Source organism: Mycetohabitans endofungorum (genome assembly GCF_002927045.1).
GTDB lineage: Bacteria > Pseudomonadota > Gammaproteobacteria > Burkholderiales > Burkholderiaceae > Mycetohabitans > Mycetohabitans endofungorum.
In genome coordinates this window covers 1-17,123 of the sequence record NZ_PRDW01000025.1, presented here as the reverse complement: position 1 = coordinate 17,123, position 17,123 = coordinate 1, and the positions used below count along the sequence as shown (strand labels likewise).

Sequence of the window (17,123 nt, the reverse complement as noted above, 5' to 3'; positions counted from 1 at the left end):
GGCTCTTCTTCACGACATGACCTTCTGCTTGTCAAGGTTGCATCATGCCGGATTTTTCTACTTTTGAATGGCCCAGTTTTTTGGGGTAGCCTCACGTCAAACAGTGCGTCAGCGACGAAGTCCATACTCCAAATTTCATTGATCGCGGTCACGATCTGTTTGGGCTGCCGCAGCCGCGCCGCCTTGTTTCGCCGCGGCCTCTTATGCCGCAATGACAGCCTCTGCTTTTTGGGTTAACCTCAGTAGCCCTATGGCTCAATGGAAGTGATGTCTGGAAGGAAAAATGAAGCAGTACCCCAGTACTGAACCTCATGACGCCGCGCCTGTACGGTTCAGGCGCTTGTCCTGTTCTTTACAACTATCTTGCTTGACTGACTGTAACGCCAATTCGCGCATAGCGCCACGCGCGTTATGCCCAGTGTTTTCGCTAAAGCCTGACGTCAATTGAGCGTGGCGTGATCATTGGCCGGCCAAGTGGTACGAGTGGCGCACTGGCGCGTGCCGATGAGTGGCCTCGATCCCCACAGTGAATGGCTAAGGATTGCACGCGACGTGTCATAAAAGTCATAGTGGTTCCTGAAGAGCAACAATAGATTCAGAGTGCGTCGTTATATTGATTTGTATACCTATTAAATATCAGGCCGCTTGGTCGCCTGAATCGGAACGTTGTTATGGATACTAGCATCACGCCCGTTACGTATGCATTATCCACTGCCCAAACGGAGATTTGGCTCGCGTAGCAGCTGCATCTAGACAGTCCGGTCTACAACATTGCGCAGTACACGGTGATCGATGGCACGATTGACACGGCCGTCTTTGAAGCGGCACTGCGTCAAGTTATCGATGAAGCCGACACCCTGCGCTTGCAATTTGTTGACAGCGATGACGGGTTGCGGCAGAAGATCGGTGCACCCGCATGGTCAATGCCGGTACTGAATCTGACGGCAGAAGTGGATCCACAGGCGGCGGCCGACGCGTGGATGCAAGCCGATTATCAGCAGTCGCTTAATCCAATGCAATATTCTTTTTGATGAACGCGGAGCGAATATGAAGGACACAATAATGGGGCTGGAGTCTTCGATTGAAAGTAACGCAGTTTCTTCTCCTTCATCCAACCCTGCCATCGATCCACAGTCAACTTAATGCCAACCAGTCCCGTCCCGTTCATGTGCGATTGTGGGCAGTGGCACATTGGCCATGTACTGCGCGTAGCAACTCGTTGCCGCAGGACATGCCGTCGACGTAGTACTGGCCACCGACGCGGTGTTGAAAGCATGGGCAGTGCATGAAGCGATTCATTGTATCGACACAGTCGATGCATTGGACATTTATATTGAACAACATCCGGTAGATTGGCTGTTTTCGGTTGTCAATCCATTGATCCTACCAGCCTCACTGATCAAGCGGATCCGCGAAGACGCATTCAATTATCACGACGCGCCTCTGCCGCGTTATGCAGGTAACCACGCCACGTCATGCGCATTGCTGGCCCATGAATTGGAATATGCGTCTTGATGGTTGACAAACTGGGTTTCCTGGAGTGAAATGGTTATAAAGTTGTTAGCTACCGCTTACCCATCAAGCTGAGTGTGCGTAAGGCGCACTTCGTTGAATGCATGCAGGTGTGCTGTAGTAATGTGTGTCGGGTGGCAACAACTAGTGTTTGGCGGCCAGAAGATGCTCATTGACATTTTTTATTGGTAGATCAGGTTATTTACCATGAGGAGTGACGGTTATGATCGTTAGGAACTTGAATGAATTAATGAAGACGGATCGACATATTCCGTGGGGAAATGGATGGAGCCGCCGTTTTCTAACCGAAGTAGATGGAATGCAGTTCTCGCTTAACGATACAATTGTTGAAGCGGGAACGTCTTCGCTCCTTGAGTATCGGAACCATCTTGAAGCTTGTTATTGCATCAGTGGTACCGGACAGGTTCGAAATGCTAAAACAGGCGAAACATTTGATATCTCCCCGGGCACAATGTATGCTCTTGATAAAAACGAAGCTCATTACTTGATCGCTCACGATGAGCTGCGATTGATCTGTGTTTTCTCGCCCGCTTTGAAGGGCGACGAACGCCACGACCTATCATGCGCCAACACTGCCTCCGCCTACTGAGATAGGTCAGCTAAAGAACCCGTCGTCTTGTGGCGCCAATAGCCATTTGGTTGAATCTGCGTAAGGTTATCCTTTGCAAATTTTTTAAAATCGGCTAAAGAGCCAATGCGCAATCGCGTGGGCGTTAAAACGTTACCGCATTGATAAAACAGTTTTTTCTGATTTTCATCAGAGGCAGTCCGACAACTAGTGCACGGTATTAGCCTTTTATAGGGGTTAAGTTTATGTCTCAAGTCGACACTTGGCAGGGGGATGTATTCAACGCTTGCCTTCATCAGGCTTTTCAAACTCAGGCCTTGCGTACTCCCCAAATGGTCGCTGTCGAATATGGGACAAATTCTCTAACCTACGAAGAGCTCGAACATAGAGCAAACCGTTTGGCTCAACAGCTAGTTTCCTGTGGGGTTCAGCCAGACAGTTTCGTGGCGATATGCTTGCATCGATCAATTGATCTGGCTGTTTCATTGCTTGCTACCCTGAAAGCAGGGGGAGCTTGCTTGCCACTGGACCCTGCGTACCCGGCGGATCGCTTACGCTATATCATAAAAGACGCGAAACCGCAGGTAGTTGTCACAACGAGCACCTTACTTGCCGATAAATCGGATTTTGCCAAAGCCTTTTATGACAGTCACACCATCTGTCTGGATCGGGCCACTGCCGACTCTGAGAAACAAGAACCTAATATTACTTCAGTTGTCACACCCGATAATCTGGCTTACGTTCTATACACATCGGGCTCCACTGGAAAGCCTAAAGGCGTGATGATGGAGCATAAGGCCTTGACTAATCTGGTTCGATGGCACCTTAACAAGTGGAAGCCTACCCAGCACAGCGTTGTTCTGCAGTTTGCCTCCTTAAATTTCGATATTTCGTTTCACGAGATCTTTTCAACATGGTGTGGTGGAGGAACGCTAGTCATCGCGCCTGAAGAGGTACGTCACGATCCGCCGGCTTTGCTGGAATTGCTTGACAGAAAAAGAGTACAAAAAATTTATTTGCCGTTCGTGATGTTGCAACAGCTTGCAGTGGAGATCGGCACAAAAGGCTTCCCCCCTGCGTTGGTGGACGTCATCACCGCAGGCGAGCAGTTACGCATCACGCCCGAGATTGCGGCAATGTTCAAGGCAAGCCGCGCACGGCTTCACAATCATTATGGCTCGACCGAAGTACAGGATGTGACATCCTATACCTTACCGGCCAACACAGACGAATGGCCCGCTCTACCTCCCATCGGTTCACCGATCGACAACTGTAACATTTATATTCTTGACGAGAAAAAACAGCCCGCCTCAGCAGGAGAAATTGGTGAGCTCTACGTGGGTGGCGTCCAACTGGCTCGTGGGTATCTGGGGCAGCCAGAACTGACGCAAGCGCATTTTCTCGTTCATAGTGAAGCCAAAAGCCGGATTTATCGCACAGGCGATCTCGCGCGTTGCCGACCGGATGGTGTCATTGAATATCTCGGCCGCGCTGATCGACAAGTCAAAATACGAGGCATACGCATCGAATTAGGCGAGATAGAGGCGTGCCTTGCCGAGCATTCACAGGTGCGTGAAGTGGTCGTGCTCGCGCAAGGTGACGGCAGCAAAAAGCGGCTTATCGCGTATGTAGTGGCCCAAGCCGGCGCACGACTCGCGGGTACGCTGCATGCCCATGTCGCGGCAGCGCTGCCCGAACATATGGTGCCTGCCGCATTCGTGCGCCTGGATGCGTTGCCGCTGACACCGAACGGCAAGCTCGATCGGCGTGCACTGCCCGCACCGGATGACGAGGCGTTCGCGCATCAAGCGTATGAAGCGCCGCAAGGTGAGCTCGAGGCGATGCTGGCGGCGATCTGGGCCGAGCTATTAGGTGTCGAACGTGTGGGCCGGCACGACAGCTTCTTTGCGCTCGGCGGCCACTCGCTGCTGGCGGTGCAGCTCATTGAGCGCTTGCGGCGTCGGGGCTTGAGTGTGTCGGTGCGGGCACTATTTGACACCCCGACACTTAGTGCGTTGGCGCAGACGTTGGGTCAGCACCGTGACGTGGTGGTGCCTGCGAACACGATTACGCCCGACACGAGTGCGATTACGCCGTCGATGCTGCCGCTCATTGAGCTGACACAAGCGGACATTGACAAGATTGTCGGACAGGTGCCCGGTGGCGTAGCCAATATCCAGGACATCTATGCGCTCTCACCGCTGCAAGACGGGCTGCTGTTTCACCATCTGCTGGCTAGCACAGGCGATCCGTATCTGCTGATGGTGCAGCTGGCCTTTGACACGCGCGAGCGACTTGACCAGTATCTGCACGCGCTGCAGCAGGTGATCGATCGCCACGATATTTTGCGCACCGCATTTGCCTGGGAAGGCATGTCCATGCCCGCGCAAGTGGTGTGGCGCCACGCGCGGTTGCCGGTCACCGAGCTAACGTTGGACGCCGCTGATGGGCCGATCGCCGAGCAATTGGCACGCCGCTTTGATCCGCGTCACACGCGCTTGGATCTGACGCAAGCGCCGCTGCTGCACTGTGCGATCGCACAGGACAGTAAGGGCCGCTGGCTGCTCACGCAGCGGCTGCACCATTTGATTGGCGATCATTCGACGCTGGAAGTGATGCACGTGGAGGTGGGCGCATTCATAGAGGGTCGAGGCGACACGCTGCCGCCGGCGCAGCCGTTCCGCCATCTGGTCGCGCAAGCGAGGCTGGGGGTGAGCCAAGCTGAGCACGAGCGTTTCTTCACTGAGCAGCTTGCGAGCATTGAGGAGCCGACGCTGCCGTTCGGGCTCGCGCAGGTACAGCACGACGGCAGTGACGTGAGCGAGTCACACCGGATGCTGCCGCCGGCGTTGAACGATCGGCTGCGCGCGCACGCCAAACGGTTGGGCGTGAGCTTAGCGAGCCTATGCCACTTGGCGTGGGCGCAGGTGCTCGCCCGCGCGAGCGGCCAACAACGCGTGGTGTTTGGCACCGTGCTGTTCGGGCGCATGCAGGCGGGTGAGGGGGCCGATCGTGCGATGGGGCTCTTTATCAATACGCTGCCGCTGCGCGTGGACCTGGACGGCAGTATGCAGGCGTGTGTGCGGAGCACGCACGCGCGACTGGCGGCGTTGCTCGAGCATGAGCATGCGTCGCTGGCGCTCGCGCAGCGCTGCAGCGGCGTGCCGGCGGGCACGCCGCTCTTTAGTGCGCTGCTCAATTACCGGCACAATGCAATAGATTCGAACGAGCGCAGCGGGCTACCGGGCGTTGAACTCTTGAGCGTGCAGGAGCGCACCAATTACCCGCTGACACTGTCGGTGGAAGACTTTGGGCAGGCGTTGGGGCTGACGGTCCAGAGCGTATCGTCGCTGGAGCCTGAGCGAGTATGCGCGTATATGCAGCAGGCGCTGCACAGTTTGGCCGACGCGCTGGAGGTGGCACCCGACACCCCGATGCAGCAGTTGCAGGTGCTGCCCGAGGCCGAGCGCGAGTTGCTGCTTAACACGTGGAACGCGACGCAGCAGGCCTATCCGAAACATCGGTGTGTGCACCAGCTATTCGAAGCGCAGGTCGAGCGCACGCCCGAAGCGCTAGCGCTGATCTATGAGGATCAAACGTTCAGTTATGCGCGGCTCAATGCACAAGCCAATCGTCTCGCGCACCAGTTGATCGAGTTAGGCGTCAAGCCCGATGCCCGAGTGGCGATCTGTGTGCAGCGTAGTCCCGCACTGGTCGTGGGGCTGCTGGCGATTTTAAAGGCCGGGGGCGCGTATGTGCCGTTGGATCCCGCGTATCCGAGTGAGCGCTTGGTGCACATCCTCACCGATGCAGCACCGGCGATTGTGCTCGCGGATGCGGCCGGGCGCGCTGCGTTGGGCGACGCGGGGCTCGCGTCATGCACGGTGCTCGATCCGGCTACCGTGCCGGCGTTGCCGGACACGAACCCGTCGGTGGCGGGCCTGACGGCCCGGCATCTGGCGTATGTGATCTATACATCGGGCTCGACCGGCACCCCGAAGGGCGTGATGGTCGAACATGCGCAAGTGGTGCGGCTGTTCGAGGCGACTCAACCGTGGTATGGCTTTAACGAGCATGATACTTGGTGCCTCTTTCACTCGTTTGCGTTCGATTTCTCCGTCTGGGAGCTGTGGGGCGCACTGCGTTATGGCGGCAAGCTTGTCATCGTGCACCATTCGATTGCTCGCTCTGCTGACGCTTTTTACCAGTTGATTTGTGAGCAAGGTGTCACCGTATTAAATCAGACCCCCAGTGCGTTTAAGGCGTTGATGGCTAGCCAAGCATACAGCGCCTTATCGGATCAATTGCGCTATGTGATCTTGGGTGGAGAGGCGCTGGAGCCCGCCATCTTGCAGGCATGGTATGCCACGCACGACGAGCGTCATCCGCAATTAGTGAACATGTATGGGATTACCGAAGCGACCGTGCATGTGACGTATCGGCCACTTCGGCAGCAAGATAGCGAGCAAGCGGGCAGTCCGGTGGGCACACGGATTCCGGATCTGACGATTTATCTGCTCGATGCGCACGGGCAGCCGGTGCCACTGGGGGCGGTCGGTGAGTTGTATATTGGTGGCGCGGGGGTCGCGCGCGGCTATCTGAACCGTCCGGAGTTGACCGCGGAGCGCTTTGTGCCGGATCCGTTCTCAGAGGACGCCGATGCGCGGCTGTATAAGACCGGGGATGTGGCACGGTATTTACCGGACGGCAATCTGGAGTTTGTGGGACGCAACGATGAGCAAGTGAAGATTCGCGGCTTTCGGATTGAACCGGGTGAGATCGAAGCGTGCTTAACGGCGCACCCGCAAGTGCGCGACGCGGTGGTGCTGGCAATCGGTGAGGGCTCGGCTAAGCGGCTGGTCGCGTATGTGCAGGCCGAAGCGAACGAGCACCTGGCGAGCACACTGCGCGCGCAGGTGGCCGCAACGTTGCCCGAGTATATGGTGCCCAGCGCGTTTGTGCGGCTCGATGCGTGGCCGTTGACACCGAACGGCAAGCTCGATCGGCGTGCACTGCCAGCACCGGATGACGAGGCGCTCGCGCATCAAGCGTATGAAGCGCCGCAAGGCGAACTTGAGACGACGCTCGCGGCGATCTGGGCCGAGCTATTGGGTGTCGAACGTGTGGGTCGGCACGACAGCTTTTTTGCGCTCGGGGGCCACTCGCTGCTCGCGGTGCGGTTGATGAACCGGGTGAGAATGCTGGGTGCCGACGTGCCGCTGGCGACCTTGTTCACGACGCCCACGTTGACCGCGTTTGCCGCGGCGCTTGAAGCCCACTTGCAACAAGGCACCGATGCGTTATCCGAGATCACGCCGGTGTCGCGCGAAGACAGTTTGCCGCTATCGTTCGCCCAGCAGCGGCTGTGGTTCCTCGCACAGCTCGATGGGGTCAGTGAGTCGTATCATATTCCGCTGGTGCTGCATGTGCGCGGGTCGCTTGATCGAGCGGCCTGGCACCAGGCATTGGATGCGCTGTTGGCGCGTCATGAAGCGCTGCGCTCGACGTTTGTGAGCGTCGAGGGCCAGCCGCAGGTGCAATTGCTGCCGGCAGACACGGGTGTGCCGCTGCGCTGGCATGATCTGCGTGGGGTGCCCGATGCCGACGCGCAGCTGTCGCGGTTGAGCCATGAAGCAGCGCGCGCGCCGTTCGATCTGGCGCGCGGTCCGTTGATCCATGCGTGCGGCATTCAAGTGGCCGATGATGAACACGTGGTGCTGCTCACCCAACACCATATTGTGTCCGATGGCTGGTCAATCGGGGTGCTCACGCGCGAATTAAGCGCGCTGTACGCGGCGAACGTCGGGGCGCAAGTCGATCCGCTGCCGCCGCTGGCGGTTCAGTATCCAGACTATGCGGCGTGGCAACGACAGTGGCTCACGGGTGAGCGGCTGCAGACGCAAAGCGACTATTGGCGCACGACGCTGGCCGACGCACCCGCGCTGCTGGAGCTACCAACCGACCGGCCGCGCCCGGCACAACAGTCGTTTGCCGGCGCGCAGGTTTCGGTGCGCATTGATGTATCCACCACGCAAGCGCTTAAGCGCTTAAGCGCTGAGCATGGCACGACGCTATTTATGACGGTGCTTGCGGCGTGGAGCGCGGTGCTCGCGCGCCTGTCGGGCCAGGACGATTTGGTCATTGGCACGCCCAGCGCCAATCGCGGGCACCGCGCAATCGAGCCGTTGATTGGTTTTTTTGTCAATACGTTGGCGTTGCGTGTCGATTTATCCGGCGAGCCCAATACGAGCGAACTGCTTAAGCGCGTGCGGTGTACGACGCTGGACGCACAGGCGCATCAAGACCTGCCGTTCGAGCAAGTGGTTGAAGTTGTGCAGCCGCCGCGCCGGCTCAATCATACGCCGCTGTTTCAGGTGTTGTTCGCGTGGCAGAGCAATGAGACAGGGCAGTGGCGCCTACCCGGGCTGGATGTCACACCTGACGAACTCGATTACGACATCGCTAGGTTCGACTTGGAAATGCACTTGTATGAGGCAGGCGAGGAGATCATCGGTGCCTTGCATTATGCGAGCGCGTTGTTTGACTCCGCAACGGTTGAGCGGCACGTGGGATATCTGACGACGATGTTGCAGGCGATGGCAGCCTGCCCACAACAACCGGTGGCAACGTTGCAGATGCTGGGAGCGGAGGAGCGTCAGCTACTGCTGCAAACATGGAATGCGACGGCGGCTCCCTATCCAGCCCACCAGTGCCTTCATCAATTGTTCGAGGCGCAGGTGCAGCGCAGTCCCGATGCCACTGCGCTGGTGTATGAAGAGCAGACACTGAGCTATGCGCAATTAAACGCACGGGCCAACCGCCTCGCGCATCGGCTCATTGAACTGGGCGTTAAGCCGGACGCTCGAGTGGCGATCTGTGTCGAGCGCTCGCCGGCAATGGTCGTGGGGCTATTGGCAATTATGAAAGCGGGCGGTGCGTATGTGCCGCTCGATCCCGCGTATCCGTGCGAGCGCCTCGCGCATATTCTCGCTGATACGGGGTCAGCCATCGCGTTAGCGGATACGGCTGGCCAGTCTGCGCTGGGCGACACGGTTCTGGCGTCATTCACTGTACTGGATCCCAACGTACTGCCAGAGCGCGCGACCACCAATCCACAGGTACCTGAGTTGACCGCTCGCCATCTGGCGTATGTGATTTATACGTCCGGCTCGACCGGCATGCCCAAGGGCGTGATGGTCGAACACGCTCAAATCGCCCATCTATTTGATGTCACTCAACTCGACGACGGGCAGAAGAAAAATCAAGCGTCGATGAACCATCCCGTTTGGATGCGACAAGCGTATGGACTGACGCCTGACGATCGTGTCTTGCAAAAGGCGCCCTTGACTTTCGATGTGTCGGTCTGGGAGTGCTTTTGCACATTGCTCAATGGCGCGACCCTCGTCGTGGCAGCGCCCGGTGTGCATAGGGATCCGTCTGCGTTAATGGAGTTGATGATCCGGCAGCGCATCACGACGGTTCATTTTGTGCCCTCCATGCTCAGCATGTTTCTCGCCACTGACGGTGTTCAGCGCTGCACGGCGGTCAAACGCGTGCTTTGCACTGGAGAAGCCCTCACGAGTACGCATGTCCGGCTTTGCCAGCGTCTTTTACCCCACGCCCAACTGCATAACTTGTATGGTCCCACCGAAGCAACGATTGGTGTGGCAGCGTGGACTTGTCCAGCGGAGTATACGCAGGACACTATTCCGATTGGTCGGCCCATTGCCCATAACCGACTTTACCTACTGGATAGACACGGTCAGCCGGTGCCGCTGAGAGCGACTGGCGAGTTGTACATCAGCGGCGCCAGTGTCGTGCGTGGTTATTTGAATGAACCTGATCTGACCGCCGAGCGCTTCTTGCTCGATCCGTTTAGCGATCGTGAGGGCGCTCGCATGTATAAGACGGGTGACTTAGCGCGTTACCGATCTGACGGGAATTTGGAATTTCTGGGACGCAATGATCACCAGGTCAAGATTCGAGGTCTTCGAATCGAGTTGGGCGAGATTAAAACATGCTTGGTTAGACATCCGCAGGTGCAAGAAGCTGTCGTGCTTGCATTGGGTGAGGGAATTGACAAGCGGCTTGTCGCGTACGTGGTGGCCGAGCCGGATGACGCGCTGGCCAGCGAGCTGCGCGCGCATGTGGCCGCTCGCTTGCCCGAGTATATGGTGCCGTCCGCGTTTGTGCGGTTGGATGTGTTGCCACTGACGCCGAATGGTAAGCTGGATCGGCGGGCGCTACCTGAGCCAGACGCTGACGCGCTGGCGCAGCACGCGTATGAAGCGCCGCAAGGCGAATTGGAGACCACGCTCGCGGCGATCTGGGCCGAATTGCTCGGGGTCGAGCGGGTCGGCCGGCATGACAGTTTCTTTGTGCTGGGCGGCCATTCGCTGCTGGCGGTGCGCTTGATGAACCGAGTCAGTGCGCTCGGTGCCGACGTGCCGCTTGCGGCCCTCTTTGCATCGCCGACGCTGGCCGCGTTTGCGGTAGGGGTGAAGGCGCAGCTGAACCAGCAAACTAGCACGCTGCCTGAGATCACACCGGTGTCGCGCGGGGGCAATTTGCCATTATCGTTTGCACAGCAGCGGCTGTGGTTCCTCGCGCAGCTCGAGGGAGTCAGTAAGTCGTATCATATTCCGCTGGCGCTGCATGTGTGCGGACCTTTCGATCGGGCCGCCTGGCAACAGGCATTGGATGCGCTGTTGGCGCGTCATGAAGCGCTGCGCTCGACGTTTGTGAGCGTTGAGGGTCAGCCGCAGGTGCAATTGCTGCCGGCGGATAGAGGCGTGCCGCTGCGCTGGCATGATCTGCGTGGGGTGCCCGATGCCGACGCGCAGCTGTCGCGTTTAAGCGCCGATGAAGCGCGTGCGCCGTTTGATCTGGTGCAGGGGCCGCTGATCCGCGCGCGTGGCATCCAATTGGCTGATAACGAGTATCGGCTAGTGCTCACGATGCACCATATCGTGTCGGACGGCTGGTCGTTTGGCGTGTTGGTGCGTGAGTTGAACGCGCTGTACGCCGCGAACGTGGGGGCGCAAGCCGATCCACTGCCAGCGCTGGCGATCCAGTATCCGGATTACGCGGCCTGGCAGCGTCAGTGGCTGGCGGGTGAGCGGTTTCAAACGCAGAGCGACTACTGGCGCGCGACGCTGGCTGACGCGCCGGTGCTGCTTGAGCTACCGACCGATCGGCCTCGCCCGGCGCAACAGTCGTTTGCCGGCGCGCAGGTGCCGGTGCGCATTGATGCGGCCAAGACGCGAGCGCTCAAGCGCTTAAGCGCGGAGCATGGCGCGACGCTATTTATGACGGTGCTCGCCGCGTGGAGCGCGGTGCTCGCACGCCTGTCAGATCAGGACGATTTGGTCATCGGCACGCCGAGCGCTAATCGTAACCACCGCCAGATCGAGCCGTTGATCGGCTTTTTTGTCAATACGTTGGCATTGCGCGTGGATCTGTCGGGCGAGCCCGATACCGCACAGCTGGTCGCGCGCGCACGGCGCACGACGCTGGACGCGCAAGCGCACCAGGATTTGCCATTCGAGCAAGTAGTCGAGATCGTGCAGCCGCCGCGTCGATTGAATCATACGCCGCTATTTCAAGTGATGTTGGCGTGGCAGAACAATGAGCCAGGCGAGTGGCGCCTACCTGGGCTCACGGCCATGCCGGCTGAGCTGGAGTATGACGCAGCGAAGTTCGATCTTGAGCTGAACTTATCTGAAGCAGGCGAGGAGATCATCGGCAGCTTAGGGTATGCGACGGCGCTGTTCGACCGATCGACGATTGAGCAGCACGTTGGGTATCTACAGACGATGTTGCGCTCAATGGTGGCGTGCCCACAGCAGCCGGTCGCCACGCTTGAGTTGCTGTCAACAGCCGAGCGCCAGTTACTGCTTAACACGTGGAATGCGACGCAGCAGGCGTATCCGTCGCACTGGTGCGTGCACCAGCTATTCGAGGCGCAGGTTGAGCGCACGCCTGAGGCGACGGCGCTGGTGTTTGAGGACCAAACGTTCAGTTATGCGCAGCTGAACGCACAGGCCAATCGCCTCGCACACCAGTTGATCGAGTTACGTGTCAAGCCGGACGTGCGCGTGGCGATCTGCGTCGAGCGTTCACCGGCGATGGTCGTGGGACTATTGGCGATCCTGAAGGCGGGCGGTGCGTATGTGCCGCTCGATCCCGCGTATCCGTCCGAGCGCCTCGCGCATATTCTTGCCGATGCTGCCCCGATGATCGTGCTGGCCGATGCGGCTGGGCGCGCTGCGTTGGGCGACGCGGCGTTGGCCGAGTGTACGGTGCTCGATCCGGCTACCCTGCCGGCATTGCCGGACACGAATCCGTCGGTAGCCGCGCTGACGGCCCGGCATCTGGCGTATGTGATCTATACGTCCGGCTCCACCGGTACCCCGAAGGGCGTGATGGTCGAGCATCGAAGTGTCGTGAACCTTGTTCAGGCTCAGATTAGCTGTTTCGACATTTGTCCCTTCAGTCGGATCTTGCAGTTTGCTTCGTTCGGTTTTGACGTCAATACGTCCGAGACGTTTATCGCATTGAATAGTGGGGCAAGCTTATATTTGCCGCCCGATACAGCGCGCCATGATCGCACTGAACTGTGGCGTTATTTGGAAAAGCATGCGATCACATGCGCGGACCTTCCCCCCGCACTGTTGCAGGCAGGCGAAGATTTATCCCATTTGAGCAGTCCTCTGACGCTGATTTTAGGCGGCGAAGCCCCCAGGGCGACGCTGATTCGAAATTTGGTTCGTCAAGGCGCGGTTGTCTTCAATGCTTACGGTCTCACTGAAACGACTATCAGCTCAACTGTTTGGCGTAGCTCGCAAGATTTCAACGGCGAAGTGGTTCCCATTGGCCGACCATTAGACAACACGCGAATTTATTTACTGGATGCGCGCAGTCAACCGGTGCCGTTGGGTGCAGTAGGCGAGTTGTACATTGGCGGGGTAGGTGTGGCACGTGGCTATCTGAATCGCACCGAGCTGACCGCCGAGCGTTTCGTCACTGATCCATTTAGCAGTGTCGAAAACGCCCGCATGTACAAAACCGGCGACCTGGCCCGCTATTTACCGGACGGCAGTCTGGAGTTTCTCGGGCGCAATGACGAGCAAGTGAAGATCCGCGGCTTTCGGATTGAACCGGGTGAGATCGAAGCGTGCTTAACGGCGCATCCGCAGGTGCGTGATGCGGTGGTGCTGGCAACCGGTGAGGGCTCGGCTAAGCGGCTGGTGGCGTATGTGCAGGCCGAAGCGGACGAGCAACTGGCGAGCACCTTGCGCGCACAGGTGGCGGCGAGCCTGCCTGAGTATATGGTGCCCAGTGCATTTGTGCGGCTCGATGCGTTTCCGCTGACGCCCAACGGCAAGCTGGATCGACGTGCGCTGCCCGCACCGGACGCTGACGCACTGGCGCATCAAGCGTATGAAGCGCCACAAGGCGAACTTGAGACGACGCTGGCTGAAATCTGGGCCGAGCTATTGGGTGTCGAACGTGTGGGTCGGCACGACAGCTTCTTTGCACTCGGAGGCCACTCGCTGCTGGCCATGCGCCTGATGAGTCGGGTTCGTGATGTGCTAGGGGTGGAACTCGCCATTCGCACGCTGTTTGAGGCACCCACCCTCGCAGGCTTAGCACGCCATTTAGTTCAGCATGACGGGATGCAAGAAAACTCGTTTTCTGTTCTGCTTCCTCTTAAGCCTACAGGCAGCCGTCCTGCTCTTTTTTGTATTCATCCCGGATTTGGTTTGAGCTGGAGCTATATGGGGCTGTCCAGTTACTTTCACCCTGATCAGCCCCTCTATGGCTTGCAGGCTCGCGGGCTCAATGGAACAAGCCCGCTTGCATCGACCCTTGACGAGATGGTGTCAGACTACCTTGAGCAAATGCGCCGCGTTCAGCCCCAAGGGCCTTACTGTTTATTAGGATGGAGCTTTGGCTGCATAGTGGCGCATAGCCTGGCTGTCCGACTCGAACACCAGGGCGAGAAAGTGGCGTTGCTGGCGTTACTGGATAGTACCCCTTTTGCGGGCAAAGCTTTTGAGGAGGAAGAAAATCAACTTGACCAGGCGATGATCAGAGATGTGTTCGCCTACCACTATGGCAATGAGTTAGCCTCGGCGATGGATAAGCATTTATTGGAAAACACCGAGGAAATTGCAAAAAATAATGTTCGTATCGTAAGAGATTATTCTCCATCGCAGTATGGCGGGGATGCGCTATTGTTTCGAGCCACGGTAGCGGAAGCTGAAGGCGGAATGCTTGTCTCACCCGATGTGTGGAACCCTTATGTGCGGGGGAATATCGAAGTTTGCAATGTTCACTGCAGTCATGGAGCAATGCTCAAGCCGGAACCGATGGCTATCATTGGTCCCATCTTAGCCCGCAAGCTAAATGAATTGGAGAATCAACAAACTCAAGGACAGACGAATGCGGTACGATAAACTTTACAGTGCAGAAACGCTCAATATCCTTAAGCGCAAATGTGATCGCGCTAACCGGTAATGGTCATGGTAGCCTGCCCGATAATGACAGCGCAGCACGCGAGCCGAACGATGTGTTGCAATGGTTCGACGCGGATCGCGGCGAATTCGTGTGGCTTGAGCAGCTGATCGCGCAGCACCCAGGCGCGTTTTTTGCAAGCAACCGGTTCAAACCGGGTGGTGCGCATTCCGATGCCGAAACGACGTTCTCGATGGTCGATCTTCCCGAGACAGCGGCGTTGCCTGACGTGCACGCCGCACACTTGCTCGACGACGTGTTCAGTCGCGTCATGCCGGTCGCGTCGCCGACCTTCGTTGGGCACATGACTTCGTCGCTGCCGTCGTTTTTACCGTCGCTCGCGAAGGTGCTGACCGCGCTAAACCAAAATGTCGTGAAGCTAGGAACCTCTGCTGCGATGACGGCGCTTGAGCGTCAGGTCATCGGGATGCTGCACAAGCTGGTTTTTGGTCAGGACGATGCATTTTATCGAAGATGACTGCATAGCGGCGATCATGCGCTCGGTGGATTTTGCTCGGGCGGCACGGTGGCTAATCTCACCGCGCTATGGGCGAGCCGCAATAATCTACTGCGTCCCGGGGCCGGCTTCGCCGGGGTCAACCGCGTCGGGCTCATGCAGGCGCTTCGCCATTACGGCTACGACGGGCTCACTATCCTTGTATCGGAGCGCAGGCACTATCCGCTGCGCAAGGTCGCGGGTGTGCTTGAAATCGGTTGCCTTCACCTGATCCAGGTTCCTGTGGATGCAGCGGACTGAATTCGCATTGACGCATTGCGTGCGGCCGTGCGCGACCTACAGCGCTGCAACATTTGTCCGATGGCGATCGTGGGCATGGCGGGAACTACCGAGACGGGCGCTATTGATCCGCTCGATGCGCTCGCCGATGTGGCGTGCGAGGCCAACTGCCATTTTCACGTCGACGCAGCCTGGGGTGGTGCAAGCCTGATGTCGGCGCGTCACCGTCATCGATTGGCCGGTATCGAACGCGCCGATTCCATTGTCATCGACGCGCACAAGCAACTGTATGTACCGATGGGGGCGGGCGTGGTACTGTTTAGACAGCCGACGTGGACAGCCGAGATCCGCCAGCACGCCAACTACATCGTGCGCGAGGGTTCGAAAGACCTCGGCTGTCATACGCTTGAGGGATCGCGCGGCGCGGCGTCGGTGATGCTGTACACGAATCTGCGCTTGCTCGGACGCCGGGGGTACGCTCGGCTGATCGATCTGAGTATCGACAATGCGCGCTATTTCGCATCGCTGATCGAACGCCAGCGAGATTTTGAGCTTGTCACCGCGCCGCAGCTTTGCATCTTGACTTATCGTTACGTGCCGGAGCGGGTGCGCGAGGCATTAACCAACGGGCCCGTGTCATTGCAGCTCGCTATTCAAGATGCGCTTGATGCGCTGACTGTTAGCATACAGGAAATGCAGCGTGACGCAGGCCGCTCGTTTGTGTCCAGAACACGTATCACCTCCGAGCGGTGGCAGGGCAGGGCAATCGTCGTATTTCGCGTGGTCCTCGCGAACCCGACGACCACGCGCGCGATGTTAGACGACATTCTGGCCGAGCAGCGCATGCTGGCAAGCGTGAGTTCGCGCCTGTCGGATCTGATGGCGTTGACAAGCGGTTAAAGCATGCATGCAAGCGCGTCAAACAGAAGCCGGGTGGCTGGTTCGGTTTGTGGTTGGCGTTTTTTGAACTTGCGCTTCACAGTTATGAAAAAACGGTTACCTCGTAAGTCAGTATGATTTTCCGTGAGACAGTGGCTGGCCTAGCGTGGGGTATTCAACGGGGGTTAGCATGACTGTCAGAGCCGCATGGGTGGGCATGGACCACACCCCGGTAACCTTCCCACGAAAGCCAGCATGGACAACGCTAGCACGCTATACGTTGGTTTGGATGTGCACAAGGAATCGATCACAGTCGCCTATGCCATCAACGGGGGCGAAGTCGAATCGATGGGCAAGATTGGAACGACGCCGACGCGATGGTGGCCGTGACGCACGCCCGCTGAGGGCCGCGGCGCCGACTTTTCCGAAAAAAGCCGACAATTCCGGGCTCGCGGGGCGGCTTTTATGCTCGTGGAGGCAAACATCCTCGTAACAGTAGCTCAAGGCACGCTCGTTACGAGGCATGACTACGCACGATCCGCTCAAGGCATGGAGTGCAGTCGCCGCCCATGTACATACGCGTATTTACATAGAGCGGTGGATAGTCTATAGTACATCCACAGTACACGCATCAGGAACCGCTATGCATACCACCCGCGTTTTCAAGAATGGCAACTCGCAAGCCGTTCGCATTCCCGCCGACCTTGCTTACGACCGGAGCGATGTCGAAATCGAAATTGAGCGCGTAGGCGATGAGATCCGTATCCGTCCGATGCGTCGTCCGCTGACTGGAGTGCTCAAGAAGTTCGCGAAATTCGGGCCGGATTTCATGGCTGAAGGCCGCGGCGAGCAGGAGCAGGCTGAGCGCGAGGGATTGTGATGCCGCGC

Annotated in this window: 7 protein-coding genes and 3 pseudogenes; 9 read left to right on the top strand and 1 reads right to left on the bottom strand. The window is 58.1% G+C overall.

Going from position 1 to position 17,123, the window contains the following annotated elements:
- Positions 1-89: 89 nt before the first annotated feature.
- Positions 90-218: pseudogene (locus B0O95_RS14595) on the bottom strand (IS3 family transposase); the annotation flags it as partial.
- Between the two features lie 525 nt (positions 219-743).
- Between B0O95_RS14595 and B0O95_RS14590 the strand changes: the two are divergent.
- From B0O95_RS14590 to B0O95_RS14560, 9 genes and pseudogenes are all read left to right on the top strand, one after another.
- On the top strand, positions 744-1,031 hold the full coding sequence (locus B0O95_RS14590) for a condensation domain-containing protein (RefSeq protein WP_146064103.1): 288 nt from the start codon (positions 744-746) through the stop codon (positions 1,029-1,031).
- 250 nt (positions 1,032-1,281) lie between these two features.
- Positions 1,282-1,515, top strand: coding sequence for a formyltransferase family protein (locus tag B0O95_RS14585; RefSeq protein WP_158249513.1), 234 nt, complete (start codon positions 1,282-1,284; stop codon positions 1,513-1,515).
- A gap of 220 nt (positions 1,516-1,735) precedes the next feature.
- Complete coding sequence (locus tag B0O95_RS14580) at positions 1,736-2,122, top strand: ectoine synthase (protein ID WP_104078508.1); 387 nt, start codon at positions 1,736-1,738, stop codon at positions 2,120-2,122.
- Between the two features lie 266 nt (positions 2,123-2,388).
- A pseudogene (locus B0O95_RS14575) lies at positions 2,389-14,562 on the top strand (amino acid adenylation domain-containing protein); the annotation flags it as partial.
- 41 nt (positions 14,563-14,603) lie between these two features.
- A complete protein-coding gene (locus tag B0O95_RS16785; RefSeq protein ID WP_233203426.1) occupies positions 14,604-15,098 on the top strand; it encodes a hypothetical protein in 495 nt (164 codons plus the stop codon).
- 48 nt (positions 15,099-15,146) lie between these two features.
- Positions 15,147-15,377: a hypothetical protein gene (locus B0O95_RS16780; protein ID WP_233203425.1), complete on the top strand. Its 231-nt coding sequence runs from the start codon at positions 15,147-15,149 to the stop codon at positions 15,375-15,377.
- A 15-nt stretch (positions 15,378-15,392) separates the two neighbouring features.
- On the top strand, positions 15,393-16,256 hold the full coding sequence (locus B0O95_RS16775) for a pyridoxal-dependent decarboxylase (protein WP_255779291.1): 864 nt from the start codon (positions 15,393-15,395) through the stop codon (positions 16,254-16,256).
- 234 nt (positions 16,257-16,490) lie between these two features.
- Positions 16,491-16,610, top strand: a pseudogene (locus B0O95_RS14565) (IS110 family transposase); the annotation flags it as partial.
- Positions 16,611-16,878: 268 nt separating this feature from the next.
- A complete protein-coding gene (locus B0O95_RS14560) occupies positions 16,879-17,115 on the top strand; it encodes an antitoxin (protein WP_041754719.1) in 237 nt (78 codons plus the stop codon).
- The last annotated feature ends 8 nt before the right edge of the window (positions 17,116-17,123 follow it).